Raw genomic sequence first — 19001 nt, 5'->3', positions numbered from 1 at the left:
TCCCTCTCTCAATGCGCGCTCAGAGTGTCCATCGCGCCGGGTTTGTCATGAATCGCCAGTTTGTCGACCATAGTCTCGGACGCTTCGTTCATGCCAACGATCTCGACCTCGGCCCCGTCACGGCGGAATTTGAGCACCGCCATGTCGAGCGCCTGAACGCTGGAAATATCCCAGATATGCGCCGCCGACACGTCGATCACGACACGCTCCAGCGCTTCCTTGAAGTCGAAAGCGGCCATGAAATCTTCGACCGAACCATAGAACATCTGGCCCTCGACCCGATAGGTCCGCTCGCGCCCGTCGGGCGAGATGGTCGAGGTGACGCGGAACAGCTGCGCGATCTTCGCGGCAAAGAAGATGCCCGACAGAAGCACACCCACCAGCACGCCAATGGCAAGGTTATGGGTCCAGACCACGGCAACGACCGTCGCCAGCATCACCACCGACGACGAGCGCGGATGCGTTCTGAGCGTCCCGATCGAGGACCACGAAAAGGTGCCGATCGACACCATGATCATGATCGCCACCAAGGCTGGCATCGGGATCTGCCCCACCCATTCGCCAAGGAACACGACAAGGATCAGCAGCACGACGCCCGCCGTGAAACACGACAGCCGCCCGCGCCCACCGGATTTCACGTTGATCATCGACTGGCCGATCATCGCGCAGCCCGCCATGCCGCCGATGAAGCCGGTGCAGAAATTCGCGACGCCCTGACCGATGCATTCCTGATTGCGGTCGGTCTTGGTGTCGGTCAGGTCATCGACCAGCTGCTGCGTCATCAGGCTTTCCAGAATCCCCACCACGGCGACAGCCAGCGAATAGGGCAGGATGATCATCAGCGTCTCGAGATTGAGCGGCACATCGGGCAGCAGGAAGATGGGCAGCGCATCGGGCAGCTCGCCCATATCGGCCACGGTCCGCACGTCCCAGCCGAATGCCATCGTCAGCGCGGTCAGCACGATGATGGTGACCAGCGGCGAGGGGATCGCCTTGGTGATGCGCGGGAACAGATAGATGATCGCCAGCGAGGCCGCGACCAGCACATAGGTCACCCATGTGACGTCGCGCGGGTCGAGCTCGGGCAATTGCGCCATGAAAATCAGGATCGCCAGCGCGTTGACGAAGCCGGTCATCACCGATTTCGACACCCAGCGCATCACGAAGCCCAGTTTCAACAGGCCCATGGCGATCTGGATCACCCCCGCCAGCACGGTCGCGGCCAGCAGGTATTCCAGCCCGTGATCGCGCACCAGCGTGACCATCAGAACGGCGGTCGCGGCGGTCGCGGCCGAGATCATGCCGGGCCGCCCGCCGGTGATCGCCACCAGAACGGCAATCGAGAAGCTGGCGTAAAGGCCGACCTTGGGGTCGACACCGGCGATGAGTGAAAAGGCGATGGCTTCGGGGATCAGCGCAAGCGCCACCACAAGGCCCGAGAGAAGATCGGCACGCATATTGCCGAACCACTCCCTGCGATACTGGTCGAGGGTCATCATGTCAGTCGTTTCCCGTCCCGGCGGGGCGGTCCCCGCCGTTTTCCTGGTCTTAGTCGGTCAGGTTGTCCGGCGGATCGGCGGCCGGAATAGCCATCCGGGGCTTGCACCCGGATCCGTGTTCGCTGCCCTGCGGCATACACGGATTCGTGACGGCTGCCAACCACGGCGAGCCCCGGATAGGGTCAGCACGAGGCCAGAACGGAAAAGGGCAGAAAGAGCCGCGCCCTTTCTGCCCGTTTTTTCGTCAGCGCGCCGGTATCAGCCGGTAAAGGCCTGCGCCAGCGTCCCTGCGGCCATGGTGGCCATCATCAGGGCGAAAACGATCTTCTTCATCAGGGGAGAGGTCATTGCAGTCACTCGCGTGTCAGACGCCATGCGGCCCTCGGGCAGCGAACACGGCGCTGGTGATCGGTTCATGCCGTGCAGCGTTGCGCGGCGGTGACGGATCACGCGAGGGGCGGCGCGCGGGCCTGCGGACGCAGCCACGCGACCGGACGCGACACGGCGCCCTGCGGGGGAAGGACAAGGCGTGCATGGCTTTGCGGGCGCGCGATACTCAGCGGATCGGGCAGCAGCCCGGCCAGATCGGTCGCGGGATCGGCGGCTTCGGGCGCATAAGCCCGGGCGACAGCGAGGCCCGTCGCGCCTCGTGTCTGCGCCTGCGCCGAGGCTTCGCCCGCCTGCACCTGAGGCGGCTGCATCACGCCCGTCGCAGGCCCCAAGGCCACAACCCCGCTGACCACAAGCAGCAGGCGCAGCAGGGTCAGGACGGGGTCAAACTGTTGGCGCATCGTCTTCATGTGGGGTCTGCGGCCCGGCCTGCAAGAGCGCCGGCCCGCAGAAAATCGTCAGCCCCGGTTTCAGCCCCAGTCGCGGCAGACATATTTGATATCTGTGAAGGCTTCGAGCCCCTGCCGCGCGCCTTCGCGCCCCAGCCCGGACTGCTTGACGCCGCCGAAGGGAATGGGCGCGCCGGTGACCTTGGTGCGGTTGACCGCCACCATGCCGAATTGCAGCGCGCGGGTCATGCGGTAGATCCGGCGCGGGTCCTGACTGTGAACATAGGCGACCAGCCCGTATTCGGTGTCATTGGCGCGCGCAGTGACCTCTTCCTCGGTATCGAAAGGGGTGACAGGGGCGACGGGGCCGAAATTCTCCTGGCTCATGATAAGGGCGCTGTCGGGGACATCGGCCAGAACGGTGGGCGCGAAAAACAGCGGCCCCTTGTCCGCAGCCACCTTGCCGCCGGTCAGCAGCCGCGCGCCCTTCGACAGCGCGTCTTCGACCTGCTCGATCTGCTTGGCGATGGCTTTCTCGTTGATGAGCGGGCCGATATCGGGGTCGTCCATGCCCCGCCCCATGCTCAGCGCCTCAACCGCGGCGGTGAAGCGGGTGCAGAAGGCGTCATAGACATCGCGGTGGACGTAGAAACGGTTCGCGCCAAGGCAATCCTGCCCCGAGGTGGCGAACTTGGCCTTCACCGCCTCGGCCACAGCCCGGTCGAGATCGGCGCTGGGAAAGACGATGAACGGCGCGTGCCCGCCCAGTTCCAGCACCAGCCGCTTCACGGTATCGGCGGATTGGCGATACAGCAGGCGCCCGACCTCGGTCGAGCCGGTGAAGGACAGCGCGCGCACCCGCTGATCCGCCGTCCATTCCCCGACGATCGCGGGCGCGTCGCCCACCACGGTGCTCATGACGCCATCGGGCAGGCCCGCCTGGCGCGCCAGTTCCGCCAGCGCCAGCGCCGACAGCGGCGTCTCGGCCGACGGATGGATGACCACGGTGCAGCCCGCAGCCAGAGCGGCGGCGGCCTTTCGGGTGATCATCGCCGAGGGGAAGTTCCACGGCGTGATCAGCGCGGCCACGCCCACGGGTTCGCGCCACAGCTCCATCTCGGCATCGGGCAGATGGCTGGTGACGCCCTCGATATTCGGGCGCAGCGCTTCCTCGGCATAGAACTGCACGAAGCTGGCGGCGTAATCGATTTCGCCGCGCGCCTCGGAGATCGGCTTGCCCTGCTCGGCCACCATGATCCGCGCGAGATCCTCTTTCGCGGCGATGATCCGGTCGTGCCACCCATGCAATAGCCGCGCGCGGTCCTGCGGCAGCATCCCGGCCCAGAGCGGGAAGGCGGCATCGGCGGCATCGACCGCCGCGCGCGCGCCAGTGGCGTCGGACATCGCGACCTGCGCGACCAGATCGCCGGTCGCGGGGTCGCGCACGGCCAGCCGCCCCTGTCCGGGGAAGTCGCCTTCGGTACACAGCAGGGCAGTGTCGGAAATCCAGGGGGTCGGGGTGGGGCGCATCTGGGTCATGGGGGCTCCTTTGTCGGGGCCATCGTCGCGCGCGGGCGCCAGAGACTCTGCCTGTTCCGCGCGGCCCGGGCAGAGGATTCCTCTGTTCCCGGCGCGGGACCCCGAAAGATCACCTGACCTGCGCGTCAACCACCCAGCAAGGCCAGCGCGGGCGGGACATTCTTGACCGGCTTGGTGACGATGTAGCTGTAATACCGCCGCACGCCCGCGCGGCTTTCCAGCAGCCCGTCCATCAGGTCCTGAAACGCGGCCACGTCGGTCGTGACCACCTGCATCAGGTAATCATAGCCACCGCCTATCGCCCAGCAGCCGGTGATCGCCTCGATCCGGGCGACGACACGCTCGAAATGCTGGAAATTCTCGGCCTTGTGGCTGTCGAGCTCGAGCGTGACGAATACCTGCACATGCGGTCCCAGCCGTTCGAGATCGACATCCGCCCGGTAGCCCCGGATAAGCCCGGCCTGCTCCAGCCGCTTCATCCGGTCCCAGGCCGGCGTCGGCGACAAGTTCACCCGCGCCGCAAGCTCGGTCTTGGCGATTCGGCCTTCGCGGCTGAGAATGGCCAGTATGGCGATGTCCCTGTCGTCGAGGCGCGTATCCATCCCGCCATGATCCGGGCCGGGGCGCGATTGTCAATCGCGTGTCCAATAGACGACCGGAACGGGCGCGAGCGCGTTCATGACAGTTTTTTCCGATCCAAGGCTTGCTAGGTCAGGTTCTGAGCGACAGGGTGGCGGTATCGGCAAGTCCGACGGCCCTTCAACGCCTGTCCAGCGAAAGCCCCCTATGAACAAGCTGCAACGCACGCCCGAGCGCTATACCACCGAAGAGTACAATCAGCGGCTGTCGAAGCTGCGCCTGAAGATGGAAGCCCAGGGCTTCGACATGCTGATCCTGAGCGATCCATCGAACATGTCCTGGGTGTCAGGCTATGGGGGCTGGTCCTTCTATGTCCATCAATGCGTCATCGTCGGCCCGGTGGGCGAGCCGATCTGGTTCGGCCGCCAGCAGGACGCGCAGGGCGCCTACCGCACCGTCTGGATCCAGCGCGACAACGTCATCGGCTATCCCGACCATTACGTGCAGTCGACCGAATGCCACCCGATGGAATATCTGTGCGAACAGCTGATCGAAAAGAGCTGGGACAAGGGCACGATCGGCGTCGAGATGGACAATTACTGGTTCTCGGCCCGCGCCTATGAGCGGCTGCAGAACGGCCTGCCCAACGCGAAGTTCAAGGACGCGACCGGCTTCATCAACTGGGAACGCGCGGTGAAGTCCGAGAAAGAGCTGGAATACATGCGGCAGGCCGCGCGGATCGTCGAGCGGATGCACCACCGCATCGCCGACAAGATCGAGGTCGGGATCCGCAAATGCGATCTGGTGGCCGAAATCTACGATGCGGGGCTGCGCTATGACGAATGGTACGGGCATGGCGGCGATTACCCCGCCATCGTGCCGCTGCTGCCGTCAGGCCCCGATGCCGCCGCGCCGCACCTGACATGGGACGACCTGCCGATGAAAGAGAACGAAGGCACGTTCTTCGAAATCGCCGGGTGCTATCAGCGCTATCACGTCCCACTGTCGCGGACGATCTTTCTGGGCAAGCCGCCGCAGGAGATTCTGGAAGCCGAAAAAGCGGTGATCGAGGGGATGGAGGCCGGACTGGACGCCGCGCGGGCGGGCAATACCTGCCACCACATCGCCGACGCGTTCTTCAAGTCGCTGGAAAAGCGCGACATCATCAAGGACAATCGCTGCGGCTATTCCATCGGGCTGAGCTATCCGCCCGACTGGGGCGAGCGCACGATGTCGCTGCGCCGCGGCGACATGACCGAGCTGGAGCCGGGCATGACTTTTCACTTCATGACCGGCCTGTGGATGGATACCTGGGGTTACGAGACCACCGAATCCATCGCCATCACCGATGCCGCGCCCGAGGTCTTCTGCGACCTGCCGCGCAAGATGCTGATCAAGCACTGACGAAGCGGGGCCGCCCGGCAGGGGCGGCCCCGACAATCAGATGTCGAACGTGGCCAGCACCGGCGCGTGGTCCGACGGTTTTTCCCAGCCCCGCACATGGCGCAGAATGCGCGAGGAATGGCCCGCCGCGCCGATATCGCCGCTGGCCCAGATATGATCCAGCCTGCGCCCCTTATCCGCCGCGTCCCAGTCGGGCGAGCGATAGGACCACCACGAATAGACCTGCCCCTCGGGGATGTCCTGCCGGGTGATATCGACCCATTTGCCCGCCGCGCGGGCCTCTTCAAACGCTTCGATCTCGACGGGCGTGTGGCTGACCACCTTCAGAAGCTGCTTGTGGCTCCACACGTCATCCTCGCGCGGGGCGATGTTCAGATCCCCCACGAGGATCGACTTCTCGGGCAGCGAATCACGGAACACGTCGCGCATCTCGGCCACGAAATCCAGCTTGTGACCGAACTTGTCGTTGACGCTGCGGTCGGGAACGTCGCCACCGGCGGGAACATAACAATTGTGGATCGTCACGCCGTTTTCCAGCCGGGCCGCGACATGGCGCGCATCGCCCTTCTGGCACCAGTCGATATGCCCCGCATCTTCGAGCGGCAGACGCGACAGGATGGCCACGCCGTTGTACCCTTTTTGCCCACGCGCAACCATGTGGCCGTAGCCCAGAGCCTCGAAATCGGCGAGCGGGATCTTGTCGACCGGGCTTTTGCATTCCTGCAGGCACAGCACGTCGGGCGCTTCCTCGGTCAGGAATTTCTGCACCAGCGGGCTGCGCAGGCGGACGGAATTGATGTTCCAGGTGGCAAGGGTGAACGGCATGGGATTTCCTTTCGCGCCCGAACTGTCGCGCGGGCGCCTCGCGCCCGTTTCTTTGCACCCTGTGGGTCTACACGCTCGCCCGCCGGGGCAAAACCCGAATCCTACGGGTTCGCCCGCCGGGCGACAGGCCACGAACGGGGTGAAAAAAAGGCCCCGCGCAGCTGCGGCGGGGCCCGAGTCCAACAGGGAGAATTGACTCGTTACCTCTGCGGCGAACGCGCCACATTAAGATAGATCAAGTCACGGAAATTGCCGGGTCAACCCTTTGAGGTCATTTTTCCGGGGAAGGCCGGTCAACCGGCCCGCCGTCGCCCCGTGCGGACGCGTGCCCGCGCCAAGAAAAAAAGGTCCGGGCCGAAGCCCGGACCAGTCCAACAGGGAGGAGCGTGTCATGACCCCGACACGCAGGGGATGAGAAAACCCATGAAGCCACAATGACAGCGGGACGTTACCTTAGGGTAAACCGCTGCCCGCCTGAATCGGGCCTCAGGGAACCAGCCGATATCCGCCCGGCTCGGTCACCAGAAGCCGCGCATTCGACGGGTCGGATTCAATCTTTTGACGCAGCCGGTAGATATGCGTCTCAAGCGTGTGGGTCGTAACGCCCGCATTGTATCCCCAGACCTCGTGCAGCAGCACCTCGCGCGGGGCAAGCCCGTCGGGCGCGCGGTACAGGAACTTGAGGATATTGGTTTCCTTCTCGGTCAGGCGGATCTTGCGGTCCTTTTCATCGACCAGCATCTTCTGCGCGGGTTTGAACTGGTAGTCACCCAGCTGGAACACCGCATTCTCGGATTGCTCATGCTGGCGCAGCTGCGCGCGGATCCGGGCCAGAAGCACGGGAAACTTGAACGGCTTGGTGACATAATCATTCGCGCCCGAATCGAGCCCAAGGATCATGTCGGCATCCGAATCCTGCCCCGTGAGCATGATTACCGGGCATTTCACCCCAGCCTTGCGCATCCGCTTGCACAGCTCGCGGCCATCGGTGTCGGGCAGCCCTACATCAAGGATCACCAGATCGAACTGCTCGTCGCGCACGCGCTCCATCCCCGAAGCGCCGTCACCGGCTTCGAAGGTATCGAATTCCTCGGTATCGACCAGTTGTTCGGCAAGCGCCTCGCGCAGGTCTTCGTCATCGTCGACAAGCAGAATCTTGTTCAGTTTGGCCATGGGTCCGTCCTCGGGCTCGCGGTCTGTTACCCATAAGGTGTTGTAGCGGCGCGGTTCGTTCAAGCGACGGCGGTATTTCTCACGCGCTCGTGTCGGATGCCCGGCTTATGTTTCAATTTCCCCGCCGGTGTCTTACATCCACGGGTGAATTGTTTCAGTCGAAGGCGGATCATGTCGCTGTCACCCGGCCCTCTCGAACGCCTCAACCGCGCGCGCGCCGACCTGCGCGTGGGTTTGCCCGTGATGCTGTCGGACGGCCCGCAGACCGCGCTGATCGTCGCCGCCGAAACGCTTGACGATGCCCGGCTCGACGCGCTGCGCAGGCTCGGCCAGCCGGTGGTCGCCCTGACCGAGCATCGCGCCGCCACGCTGAAGGCCCGCGCCTATGACGGCGATCTGGCCCGCATCATCGTCCCCGCCGATGTCGATGCCCGCTGGGTCGAGGCCCTTGCCGATCCTGCCGACGACCTGACCCACCCGATGAAGGGGCCGATGCAATCCCAGCGCGACGGCACCGCCGATCTGCACCGCGCGGCGATCCGGCTGGTCAAATCCGCCCAGCTTCTGCCCGCCGCGCTGATCGTGACCGGCGCAGAACCACCCGAAGGCCTGACGCAGCTGACCATCGCCGAAACGCAGGCGCCCGAAACCCGGCTCGACCCGGTCATCGCCGCGCGGCTGCCGATGCGGCTCGCGGGCGTGGGGCGGCTCCATGTCTTCCGACCACAGGACGGCGGGACCGAGCATTACGCAGTCGAGGTCGGCAAACCCCTGCGCGACGCGCCGGTCCTTGCGCGGCTGCATTCCGCCTGCTTTACGGGCGACGTACTGGGCTCGCTCAAATGCGATTGCGGCCCGCAGCTGCACGCCGCGCTGGCCGCGATGCAGGCGCAGGGAGCGGGCGTGCTGCTGTATCTCAATCAGGAGGGGCGCGGCATCGGGCTTGCCAACAAGATGCGCGCCTATTCGCTGCAAGATCAGGGCTTCGACACGGTCGAGGCCAATCACCGGCTGGGATTCGAAGATGACGAGCGCGATTTCCGCCTCGGCGCCGAACTTCTGCGCAAGCTGGGCTTTTCGCAGGTCCGGCTGCTGACCAACAATCCGCGCAAGGTGTCGATGCTGGAAACCGGCGGGATCGACGTGGTCGAGCGCGTGCCCCTGAAAGTGGGTCTGACGGACGAAAACGCCGCCTATCTCGCAACCAAGGCGGCGAAATCGGGCCACCTGCTGTGAAGGGCGTCAGATACGACGCCCTTCACCTCACGCCCACGGGGGTTCTGTTCGCCGGACGCCGCTTTCCCTGTGTGATCGGTCGCGGCGGGATCCGCGACGCCAAGCGCGAAGGCGACGGGGCCACACCGTCAGGCCGCCACCGGATCCTCGGCCTGCTCTACCGCCCCGACCGGCTGCCAGCCCGCGCCCTGCCCCGCTGGGCCGACCCCATCGGCCCGCGCGATCTGTGGTGCGACGACCCCGCGCATCCGGCCTATAACCACCCGGTGCGCGCGCCGCTCAAGGCCAGCCATGAACGCCTGCGCCGCGCTGACCCGATGTATGACCTGATCCTCGTCACCGACTGGAACTACCCCAAGGCCCGTCCCGGCAAGGGCTCGGCGATCTTCGTCCATACATGGCGCCGCCCCGGTTATCCGACCGCCGGCTGCCTCGCTTTCGCGCGCGAAGACCTTTTGTGGATCGCCGCGCGCGTGAAGATCGGCACGGAAATCGTTGTCCCGCCCGCATCCGGCATCTTTGATCCATAAATATCCTCGGGGGGGTGAGGCCGCAGGCCGAGGGGGGCAGACAGCCCCCCTTCCCCGGCGAACGTGCCTCAGCCCTGGTAAACCCGCTCGCCGAAAATCGCCGAACCCACGCGCACATGCGTGGCGCCATGCGCGATCGCGGTTTCGAAATCGTCCGACATGCCCATCGACAGCCCCTCAAGGCCATTGCGCGCCGCCAGCGCCTGCAACAGCTCGAAATGCGCGGCCGGGTCCTGATCGACGGGCGGGATGCACATCAGCCCTTCCAGCGGCAGCGACAGATCGCGGATCTGCGTAACCAGCGTATCGGTATCGTCGGGCAGCACACCAGCCTTCTGCGACTCGGCGCCGGTATTGACCTGCACGAACAGGTCCGGGCAACTGCCGATCTCGTCGGCGATCCGCGCAATCGTCTCGGCCAGCTTCAGCCGGTCGACCGAATGGATCGCATCGAACATTTCCATCGCCGCACGGGTCTTGTTGCTTTGCAGGGGACCGATCAGGTGCAGCGAGATATCGTCATGCGTCTGCATCAGCGACGGCCAGCGGCCCTGTGCCTCTTGCACGCGGTTCTCGCCGAAGATGCGCTGTCCCTGCGCCAGAACGTCCCGCACGCGCTCGACCGGCTGCACCTTCGACACGGCGATCAGCGTGACCGATCCCGGCGCGCGGCCCGCGCGGGCCTCGGCGGCTTTCAGACGATCATTGATATCTTTCAGCGACATGGGACCTCCGGAGCATCCATCTGCGGCGTGCCGCGAGGAAGCCACAGCGGGCCGGGGATGTAAATCGCTCTGCGTCCCGTCGCGTCTCAGATGAACGGGTCTGGAACGGTCAGTTCTGGGAAACGGGCAGCGCTTCGCCGTGATTGTCGCGGTCATTGAGCGGCCGGTCGGGCAGATTGCCCACCGTCACGCCCAGATCGAAGCGGAACATCACGCCGGTATCCGACGTATGGCGGAAGCTGGCATTGTAGCGCCCCTGATAGAGCGGCTGCAGCGACGATTGGCTGGAATTCGGGTCACTTGAATAGCCGACACCGAAACGCGAATCAAAGGAATGGACCACATAAGTCTGCCCGACCGCAGGCGCGGCGAGCAGGGTCAGAGCGGAAGCGAGAATGATGTTGCGCATGAGAACCAACTGAAAATGTTCCTAACTGTATCATTTCTCTCACACAAACGGAATGCAGCGCGCGCTGTCTGAGCGGCGCTCCGCTCACACGATCGCGTGCGCAGCGGTCACGCTCGCAAGGCAGCACGGCGCGCAACACAAGAACGGGCCCGCAAACGGGCCCGTTCAAACGCGTCTCGGGGGTGGTTCAGAACGTGAACGCCACGCCCATCGAGGCCGAAGTCGCGCCCGCGCCGATATCCCAATGTTCGACACCCGCGGTCAGGGTGGCGCCGCCGCCCAGATCGTAGCCATAGCTCAGACCATAGGTCTGGCCGCCGAATTCGCGTCCAACATAACCGTAGAGCGCGCCGCCATAGAGCGCGACATTACCCGACACGGTGTAATTGGTGGTCGAGCCGTCCGACACGACCAGTGCGCCCACGCCCCACGAGCCGCCATCGTAATGGCCCGACACGGTCCAGATGCCCGACGCGAAGGTCGTGTAACCGGCAGCGACGGTGAACGCGTCGAACGAGGTCATCGCCGCGACTTCGGTTTCGCCGGTGGTGCGTTCGTGCGAGACGGCAACGGTGGTGTCGCCGAAAGCATAGGCGGCGGTCACGTTGGCCGGACCAACCCCGTCGGTGTCCGAATCGACGAAAGCCAGATCGGCGCCCGCATCGTCACCGCAGATCGTGCCGCCTTCATAGCCGACAAGGCAGGTATCGACGGCAAGGCCAGCGGTATAGACGGCGCCCGGCGTATTGCCGAAGGTCAGGGTCAGGCCGTTGGCCTCGACCCACACGGACGAGCCCGAAAAGACGCCGACCGACCCATTGGCGATCTCGGCGGTGGTGAGCGCGCCGAAGCTCAAGCCGTGATCCGCTTCGATGGCGACGTTGAAGTCGAGCGAAAGCTGGTTTTCCTGCGCCCAGCTCCAGACGCCGAAGACCGGGCCGTGAAAGGCGATGACGCCCATGCGGCCTTCGCCCGAGATGGTGACGGCCTGCGCATTGGCGATGGTCGCCGAAGCGATCAGGGCCGTGGTGGCGAGGAGGAGGTTTTTCATTGTTGTGCGCTCTCGCAAAGTTTGTCCTGAGTGTTTTTGTCAGGTATTTTGCATGGCGCTACGAGAGGAAACGTGAACCTTCTTTTACACTGACGAGTTTTGTTGCGGCGCAGCAACATATTCCGAGCGGGTGCAGCAGATCGCAAGCAGCCCGCGCCTTTGAAACGCGCAGCGCCGTTGGCCCTGCCCGGAAAACGAACATCGGTGAAATGTCAAAGTGTCGGGGATCGGGGTGATCCGGAAACTCAGCTGCCGCGCCCCGGGTCGTTGTCCCGGCCCGGCTGCCGGTCGGCCCACGGGAAAATGGCGCAGTTCAGCTTCGCGCAAAAAGAAAGAGCGGGCCGAAGCCCGCTCTTCCAAAAGTCCGTCGCGTTCTGGATCAGAACGTGAAGGCAACGCCGACCGAACCGAAGGTCACGTCGTTGTAGGCGGTGTGCTCGGCACCGACGGTCAGGGTGGCGCCGCCGCCCAGGTCGTAGCCGTAGCTGATGCCGTAGGTGGCGTCGTCGTACAGTTGGCCGACGAAGCCGTACAGGTCGCCGCCGCCCAGGTTCACGTTGCCCGAGATGGCGTAGTTGGTCCAACCAGCGAAGTCGGTGATCAGAGCGCCAACGCCCCACGAACCGCCGTCGTAGTGGCCCGAAATGGTCCAGACGTCGCCGAAGATGAACGCGTCGCCGTCCGAGTAGCCCAGAGCAACGGTGAAGGCGTCGAACGAGGTGCGAACACCCAGCTCGGTGTTGCCGTTACGGTCGTGCGACAGAGCGACACGGGTTTCACCGAAGGTGTAGTCGATGCGGGTACGCGAGCCCGGGCCGACGCCGGTCGACGACTGACCTTGCGACACGGTGCCGTTGCCGACCAGGCCGAGCGAGTCACCGCACAGGGTGCCGCCTTCGTAGCCGATGCCGCAGCCGCCGCCGTAGCCCATCGCAACGCCAGCGCCACGGATCGCGCCGTCGATGTTGCCGAAGGTCAGGCGCAGGCCCGAAGCTTCAACCCAAACGCGCGAGCCCGAGAAGATGCCGGCGTAGCTGCCCCAGTTGGTCGACTGGGTACGGGCACGGGTCCAAGCGCCGAAGGTCAGGCCGTGATCGGCTTCGACCGAGACGTTGAAGTTCAGGGTCAGGCGGTTTTCTTGCGTCCAAGCCGACACGAAACCGTTGTCTTGGAAGAAGACACCCATGCGGCCTTCGCCGGTGATGGTCAGGCCTTGGGCGTGGGCCAGGCCGGCCGACAGGACCAGGGCGGTCGAAGCGAGAAGAATTTTCTTCATGGTTTCCCTCGTTGCGTTATAACTGCCCACCTTGTCCGCAAGCTGGGTCTGTGTCTGTTTCTCGCCTTTGCCCCCCCAATGCAAGATACGCACAAACACCCCCGGAACTCCGTCGATTTGTGATGCAGAATTGCCACGCCGCTGTTTCCACCGGGCTTTCCGGGACAGGATTCGGGTGCCGCAACGCCGCCCGGACGGTGGTTTTCAGCCGCTTTTGCCATCTTATCCCATCCCGCGCCCGCCACCAGAGCCATGCGACCGCGGACGAAAGAGAATCGCACGCGCTGCCCGTTTCGAGGCAAAGCGCCGCCGGAAGTGGCGCAGGGATGTGCCGGGGAATCGGCGCGGCACAGCCCGGCAGGCATAGAAGCCTCTCGCGCACATGCGGGCACGCGCGGGCGCGTAGGGATGAATAGCTGGTGAGCAGGCGGGCGGCCGGACGCGCCGACCCTTGTTCGCCAACCTCCGCTCGGGTAGACACGCGGTGCGCGTCTTGGGACGCCACGCATGCGTCTTTGCAAAAGGACAGCCTTCGGGCAGGCAGGCGGGGCCTCATGAAGCATTGGTGGACGACAACAAGGGTGACGGACCCATGAGCACGAAACCGGCGATGCAGGTCATTGCGGCCCTCGTTATCTCTCTCGCGCTTGCGGGATGCGGCGGAGGCAGCTTCTTCCGCGGTGGCGGCGATGCCGCCCGCGACGAGGCGCTTCAGCAGCGCGTCGAGGAAACCGGGTCCACCGACTCGATCTGGGACCTGTTCTCGGGGCGCGAGGATCCGTCGACCGTTCTGACGGTGAACCGCTATATCTGGACCGCCTCGCTGGAAGTGCTCGACTTCCTGCCGGTCGAACAGGTGGATCCGTTCTCGGGCGTGATCACCACGGGCTACGGCACGCCGCCGGGCGGCGGGCGCCCCTACCGCGCGACTATCGCGGTGACGGATGCCGCGCTCGATGCGCGCTCGCTCAACGTGGCGCTGATCACCCGCAACGGCCCGGCCAGCGCCGAAACCGTGCGCGCGGTAGAGAACGCCATCCTCACCCGCGCCCGCCAGATCCGCATCCGCGAGCTGGGGCTCTGAGCCCGAATCGCGTCAGGGATATTCCCGTGCTGGAATCCCTGCGCGTTCGAGAGTAAGACACCGCCGGGCGTTTCGCCCGGCCTTTTCATTCGTCCGGCCCTTACACTTCGCAGGAATCCGCATGTCCGCCGACCGTTATTCGCCGCAAGAGATCGAACCCCGCTGGCAATCCGCCTGGGATGCCGAAGGGTGCTTCACTGCCAAGGTCGACCCTTCGCGCCCGAAATACTACGTGCTCGAGATGTTCCCCTACCCGTCGGGTCGCATCCATATCGGCCATGTGCGCAACTACACGATGGGCGACGTGGTGGCGCGGACGAAAAAGGCGCAGGGCTTCTCGGTCCTGCACCCGATGGGCTGGGACGCGTTCGGGATGCCCGCGGAAAACGCCGCGATGGCCGAGGGCGGTCATCCCGGCACGTGGACCTATAACAACATCAAGGTGATGAAGGGGCAGATGAAGCCCCTCGGCCTGTCGATCGACTGGTCGCGCGAATTCGCCACCTGCGATCCCGAATATTACGGCCAGCAGCAGGCGCTGTTCCTCGACATGCTGGAAGCGGGCCTCGTCTACCGCAAGAACGCGGTGGTGAACTGGGACCCGGTCGACATGACCGTTCTGGCCAACGAACAGGTCATCGACGGCAAGGGCTGGCGTTCGGGCGCGGATGTCGAACGCCGCGAGTTGACGCAATGGTTCTTCAAGATTTCCGAATACAGCGAAGAGCTGCTCGACGCGCTGGACGGGCTGAAGGACTGGCCCGAAAAGGTGCGCCTGATGCAGGCCAACTGGATCGGCAAGTCGCGCGGGCTGCAATTCGCCTTTGACCGGACCGACGGCAACGGCGAGATCGAGGTCTACACCACCCGCCCCGACACGCTGATGGGCGCAAGCTTCGTCGGCATCTCGCCCGATCACCCGCTCGCCCGCGAGCTGGCCAAGAATAACGCCGCTCTGCAGGCCTTCCGCGAGGAATGCGCCAAGGGCGGCACCACCGCCGAAGAGCTGGAAACCGCCGAGAAGAAGGGCTTCGATACCGGCCTGACCGTCAAGCACCCATTCGATCCCGACTGGGAGCTGCCGATCTGGGTCGCCAACTTCATCCTGATGGATTACGGCACCGGCGCTATCTTCGGCTGCCCCGCGCATGACCAGCGCGATTTCGAATTCGCCACCAAGTACAGCCTGCCGATCCCGCCCGTCTTCGTGCCCGAGGGCACCGAGGAAGCGCCCCTGACCGAAGCCTTCGTGCCCGCCAAGTCCGAGCCCGTCCGCTTCGTCCGGCTTCTGGCCGGGTCCGAAGTGCAGACCGGCGAAGCCGCCGTCGATGCCGCCATCGCTTTCTGCGAGGAAAAGAGCGTCGGCAAGGGCGTGACCAAGTTCCGTCTGCGCGACTGGGGCCTGTCGCGTCAGCGCTACTGGGGCTGCCCGATCCCGGTGATCCATTGCGACACCTGCGGCGTGGTGCCCGAGAAGAAAGAAAACCTGCCGGTCCGCCTGCCCGAGGATGTGAGCTTCGACAAGCCCGGCAACCCGCTGGACCGTCATCCGATCTGGCGCGACTGCACCTGCCCGAAATGCGGCGCGGCGGCCAAGCGCGAAACCGATACGATGGACACGTTCGTCGATTCGTCGTGGTACTTCGCGCGCTTCACCGCGCCCCATGCCAACACGCCGACCGATCTGGCCGAGGCCGATTACTGGATGAATGTCGACCAGTATATCGGCGGCATCGAGCACGCGATTCTGCACCTGCTGTATTCGCGCTTCTTCGCGCGGGCGATGCACAAGACGGGGCACCTCTCCGAGAAGTCCATCGAGCCGTTCAACGCGCTGTTCACGCAGGGCATGGTGACGCACGCGATCTACCAGACCCGCGACGCCAAAGGCCGCGCGGTCTATCACTTCCCCGAGGATGTCGAGCTGAAGGACGGCAAGGGCTTCCTCGCTGACGGCACCGAGGTCGAGATCGTGCCCTCGGCCAAGATGTCGAAATCCAAGCGCAACGTGGTCGATCCCGTCGCCATCATCGAGCAATTCGGCGCCGATACCGCGCGCTGGTTCGTGATGTCCGACAGCCCGCCCGAGCGTGACGTCGAATGGACCGCTGCGGGCGCCGAAGCCGCCTACAAACATCTGGGCCGTGTCTGGACGCTGGGCGAAAAGATCGCCGCGATGGATCCGGGCACCGCGGGCGAGGGCGACGACGACCTCAAGCGCGCGATGCACCGCGCCATCGACGACGTGACGCAGACGATCGAGGGGTTTGCCTTCAACAAGGCTATCGCCAAGCTTTACGAATTCACCAACACGCTGAGCCGCACCAAGGCTTCGGGCGCGGTGCAGAAGGAAGCGGCGCGCGTTCTGGCCCAACTGATGGCGCCGATGACGCCGCATCTGGCCGAGCATCTGTGGCACCGTCTGGGCGGCGCCGGGCTGGTGACGCTGGCCGAATGGCCCAAGGCCGATCCGGCGATGCTGGTCGATGAAAGCATCACCCTGCCCGTGCAGTTCAACGGCAAGCGCAAGGCCGAGATCACCGTCCCCGCCGATGCCAGCAAGGAAGAGGTTGAAAAAGCCGCGCTGGCCGACGAAGCTGTGATCCGGGTGCTGGCAGGAGCCACGCCCAAGAAGGTGATCGTGGTGCCGGGGCGGATCGTGAATGTGGTGGTCTGAGACCAGAACATTGAACAGACGGGGTTTCCTCGGGCTTGCCGGGGCGCTTGCGCTGGCGGGCTGCGGCTTTACGCCGGTTTATGGGCCGGGCGGCGCGGGCACGGCGTTGCGCAACGCTGTGCGTGTCGATGATCCGGTCTCCCGCTCGGACTTTCAGTTCCTGCGCGCGGTCGAAGAGATCCTCGGCCCGCCCACGGCGCCGCGCTATGCGCTCGCCTACACGATCGAAACCGAGGAAGTCGGCGGCGGTGACGTGCAGGATTTCGGCGCGACACGCGTGCAGATCTTCGGCACCGCTGCCTTTACCCTGACGGACACCGCGTCCGGCCAGACCGTCGCGCAGGGCGAGGTCGCGGGCAACACCGCCTATTCGACCACCGGCACCCAGCTTGCCAGCTTCACCGCTGCCGAGGATGCCGAGTCGCGCCTGATGCGGATGCTGGCCGATTCGGTCGTCACGCGCCTTTACACCGAGCCGGGCCTTACCGCGGAATGAAGCTTTCTCCCCGCGATGCGACCGGGTTTCTCAGCCGTCCCGATCCGCGCGTGCCGGGGCTTCTGATCTATGGTGCCGATGCGATGCGGGTGGCCGAGCGCCGCGCCAAGGTCGTCGCCGCGCATGTCGGCCCCAACGGCGACAGCGAAATGCGCCTTACCCGTCTGACCGGCAGCGACCTGCGCAAGGACGGTTCGGGCGCGGTCGACGCGATCAAGGCGCAGGGCTTTTTTCCCGGCCCCCGCGCGCTGGTCATCGACGAAGCCAATGACCACGCCGTCAACGCCCTGAAATCCGCGCTTGCCGAATGGGCCGAGGGCGATGCGATGATCGTCGCCACCGCCGGGCAGCTCACCCCCGGCTCGAAGCTGCGCAAGCTGTTCGAAGGCGACAAGCGCGCGCTGTGTCTTGCCGTCTATGACGATCCGCCCGGCCGGGCCGAGATCGAGGCCATGCTGCGCGAGGCCGGGCTGACGCAGATCCCCGACGAGACGATGCGCGACCTGCTGGCTTTGGGCCAGATGCTGGAACCCGGCGATTTCCGCCAGACGCTGACGCGGATCTCGCTCTACAAGCTCAACGACGACACGCCGCTCAGCCCGGCGGAAGTCGCCCTGCTGGCCCCGCAATCGAACGAGGCCGATATCGACGATGTGCTCGACGTGGTGGCCGAGGGACGGGTGGGCGAACTGGCGCCGGTCCTGTCGCGGCTATCGGCGCAGGGCGTGCAGCCGGTCGCGGTGTTCATCGGCGCCGCGCGTCACTTCCGGGTGCTGCATGCGCTGGTCAGCGCGCCGGGCGGGCCCAGTCAGGCCATCGGCACGCTGCGCCCCCCGGTTTTCGGCCCGCGCCGCGACAAGCTGCTCCGGCAGGCCAAGATGTGGTCCCTGCCCCGCGTGGAAGAGGCCCTGCGCGGGCTGACGGAAACCGATCTGGTGCTGCGCTCGTCGACCCGCGCACCGACGCGCGCGCTTGCCGAACGCGCATTGGTCCGGCTCTGCCGGCTGGCCGGACGCCGCTGAATGACGCAGCGGCGGGGTTGCCTGTGCGCCCCGCGCATGGCTTGATGCCGCCCGACTGCCAAGGAGGAGCGCGCATGTCCACCCCGAATTACACCCTGATCGGCGCTGCATCGACCCGGGCCGCCCGTGCGGTCTGGATGCTGGAAGAGCTGGGTGTGCCGTATGAGCATCTCGGCGTGAAGCCGCATAGCGACGACGTGGTGCGCCATTACCCGCGCGGCAAGGTGCCCGTTCTGCTGGTTGAGGGCGAGCCGATCACCGATTCCACGGCGATCCTGAACTATCTCGCCGATGCCCATGATCAGTTCACCGCCCGCGCCGGCACGCTGGCCCGCGCGCGGCAGGACATGCTGCTGCATTGCGCGCTCGATGAATTCGACTCGGTGCTGTGGACCGCCGCGCGGCACAGCTTCATCCTGCCCGAAGACAAGCGCGTGCCCGAGGTGAAGGAATCGCTGCGCTGGGAATTCTCGCGCAACCAGAGCAGCATGGCGCGGCGGATGGGCGATGGCCCCTATCTGATGGGCGAAAACTTCACCATAGCCGATATCGTGCTGGGCCATTGCCTGCTCTGGGCGAAATCGGCGAAATTCGAGGTCACCGAGCCCACGCTGGTCGAGTATTTCGAACGCGTGACCGCGCGCCCGGCCTTCAAGGCGACGATGTCCAAGAACTGAGCCCCCACTGAGCCCCCAAC

At 65.2% G+C, this 19001-nt stretch carries 18 protein-coding genes and 1 other annotated feature; of the genes, 8 read left to right on the top strand and 10 right to left on the bottom strand.

Translation table 11 applies throughout. The annotated features are described in order from the left end of the window. Positions 1-8: 8 nt before the first annotated feature. From JI664_RS16465 to JI664_RS16450, 4 genes are all read right to left on the bottom strand, one after another. On the bottom strand, positions 9-1499 hold the full coding sequence (locus tag JI664_RS16465) for a SulP family inorganic anion transporter (protein ID WP_207014856.1): 1491 nt from the start codon (positions 1497-1499) through the stop codon (positions 9-11). 60 nt (positions 1500-1559) lie between these two features. Next, positions 1560-1617, bottom strand: a sequence feature (sul1 is cis-regulatory element that is thought to sense ions involved in sulfur or methionine metabolism; They are found in Alphaproteobacteria). A gap of 328 nt (positions 1618-1945) precedes the next feature. Then, entirely contained in the window at positions 1946-2299 is a 354-nt protein-coding gene (locus JI664_RS16460) for a hypothetical protein (RefSeq protein WP_207014855.1), read from the bottom strand. A gap of 60 nt (positions 2300-2359) precedes the next feature. Beyond that, positions 2360-3817, bottom strand: a complete 1458-nt coding sequence (locus JI664_RS16455) for an NAD-dependent succinate-semialdehyde dehydrogenase (protein WP_207014854.1) — start codon at positions 3815-3817, stop codon at positions 2360-2362. A gap of 125 nt (positions 3818-3942) precedes the next feature. Beyond that, entirely contained in the window at positions 3943-4419 is a 477-nt protein-coding gene (locus JI664_RS16450; RefSeq protein WP_207014853.1) for an Lrp/AsnC family transcriptional regulator, read from the bottom strand. A 184-nt stretch (positions 4420-4603) separates the two neighbouring features. Here JI664_RS16450 and doeA point away from each other — a divergent pair, with 184 nt between their 5' ends. Continuing rightward, a complete protein-coding gene (gene doeA / locus JI664_RS16445; RefSeq protein ID WP_207014852.1) occupies positions 4604-5800 on the top strand; it encodes an ectoine hydrolase DoeA in 1197 nt (398 codons plus the stop codon). A 36-nt stretch (positions 5801-5836) separates the two neighbouring features. Here doeA and JI664_RS16440 read toward each other — a convergent pair whose 3' ends face one another. Together JI664_RS16440 and JI664_RS16435 are read right to left on the bottom strand one after the other, a co-directional pair. Then, positions 5837-6625: an exodeoxyribonuclease III gene (locus JI664_RS16440; protein ID WP_207014851.1), complete on the bottom strand. Its 789-nt coding sequence runs from the start codon at positions 6623-6625 to the stop codon at positions 5837-5839. A gap of 486 nt (positions 6626-7111) precedes the next feature. After that, positions 7112-7798, bottom strand: a complete 687-nt coding sequence (locus tag JI664_RS16435) for a response regulator transcription factor (RefSeq protein WP_109532635.1) — start codon at positions 7796-7798, stop codon at positions 7112-7114. A 171-nt stretch (positions 7799-7969) separates the two neighbouring features. On the opposite strand from JI664_RS16435, the gene ribA reads away from it, so the two are divergent. Together ribA and JI664_RS16425 are read left to right on the top strand one after the other, a co-directional pair. After that, entirely contained in the window at positions 7970-9034 is a 1065-nt protein-coding gene (ribA, locus tag JI664_RS16430; protein WP_207014850.1) for a GTP cyclohydrolase II, read from the top strand. Continuing rightward, positions 9031-9564, top strand: a complete 534-nt coding sequence (locus tag JI664_RS16425) for a L,D-transpeptidase family protein (protein WP_207014849.1) — start codon at positions 9031-9033, stop codon at positions 9562-9564. The genes ribA and JI664_RS16425 overlap by 4 nt, the downstream gene beginning before the upstream one ends. A gap of 68 nt (positions 9565-9632) precedes the next feature. On the opposite strand, the gene JI664_RS16420 is transcribed toward JI664_RS16425, so the two are convergent. The 4 genes from JI664_RS16420 to JI664_RS16405 form a co-directional block, all read right to left on the bottom strand. After that, complete coding sequence (locus JI664_RS16420; protein WP_207014848.1) at positions 9633-10289, bottom strand: YggS family pyridoxal phosphate-dependent enzyme; 657 nt, start codon at positions 10287-10289, stop codon at positions 9633-9635. A 109-nt stretch (positions 10290-10398) separates the two neighbouring features. Continuing rightward, a complete protein-coding gene (locus JI664_RS16415; RefSeq protein WP_207014847.1) occupies positions 10399-10698 on the bottom strand; it encodes a hypothetical protein in 300 nt (99 codons plus the stop codon). A 187-nt stretch (positions 10699-10885) separates the two neighbouring features. Further along, positions 10886-11749: a hypothetical protein gene (locus tag JI664_RS16410; RefSeq protein ID WP_207014846.1), complete on the bottom strand. Its 864-nt coding sequence runs from the start codon at positions 11747-11749 to the stop codon at positions 10886-10888. A 379-nt stretch (positions 11750-12128) separates the two neighbouring features. Continuing rightward, entirely contained in the window at positions 12129-13025 is an 897-nt protein-coding gene (locus JI664_RS16405; RefSeq protein ID WP_207014845.1) for a porin, read from the bottom strand. Between the two features lie 592 nt (positions 13026-13617). Here JI664_RS16405 and JI664_RS16400 point away from each other — a divergent pair. From JI664_RS16400 to JI664_RS16380, 5 genes are all read left to right on the top strand, one after another. Beyond that, a complete protein-coding gene (locus tag JI664_RS16400) occupies positions 13618-14109 on the top strand; it encodes a DUF3576 domain-containing protein (protein ID WP_286174138.1) in 492 nt (163 codons plus the stop codon). A 121-nt stretch (positions 14110-14230) separates the two neighbouring features. Next, complete coding sequence (leuS, locus tag JI664_RS16395) at positions 14231-16786, top strand: leucine--tRNA ligase (protein WP_207014844.1); 2556 nt, start codon at positions 14231-14233, stop codon at positions 16784-16786. A gap of 10 nt (positions 16787-16796) precedes the next feature. Beyond that, positions 16797-17282: a hypothetical protein gene (locus JI664_RS16390; protein WP_207014843.1), complete on the top strand. Its 486-nt coding sequence runs from the start codon at positions 16797-16799 to the stop codon at positions 17280-17282. After that, positions 17279-18304, top strand: coding sequence for a DNA polymerase III subunit delta (gene holA, locus JI664_RS16385; protein ID WP_207014842.1), 1026 nt, complete (start codon positions 17279-17281; stop codon positions 18302-18304). Before JI664_RS16390 ends, holA begins: the two co-directional genes overlap by 4 nt. A 74-nt stretch (positions 18305-18378) precedes the next feature. Beyond that, a complete protein-coding gene (locus JI664_RS16380; RefSeq protein WP_207014841.1) occupies positions 18379-18981 on the top strand; it encodes a glutathione S-transferase family protein in 603 nt (200 codons plus the stop codon). Positions 18982-19001: the final 20 nt, after the last annotated feature.

Origin of the sequence: Rhodobacter sp. NTK016B (genome assembly GCF_017303295.1) — a bacterium.
Lineage (GTDB): Bacteria > Pseudomonadota > Alphaproteobacteria > Rhodobacterales > Rhodobacteraceae > Pararhodobacter.
This window is presented reverse-complemented; position numbering and strand designations above follow the sequence as displayed.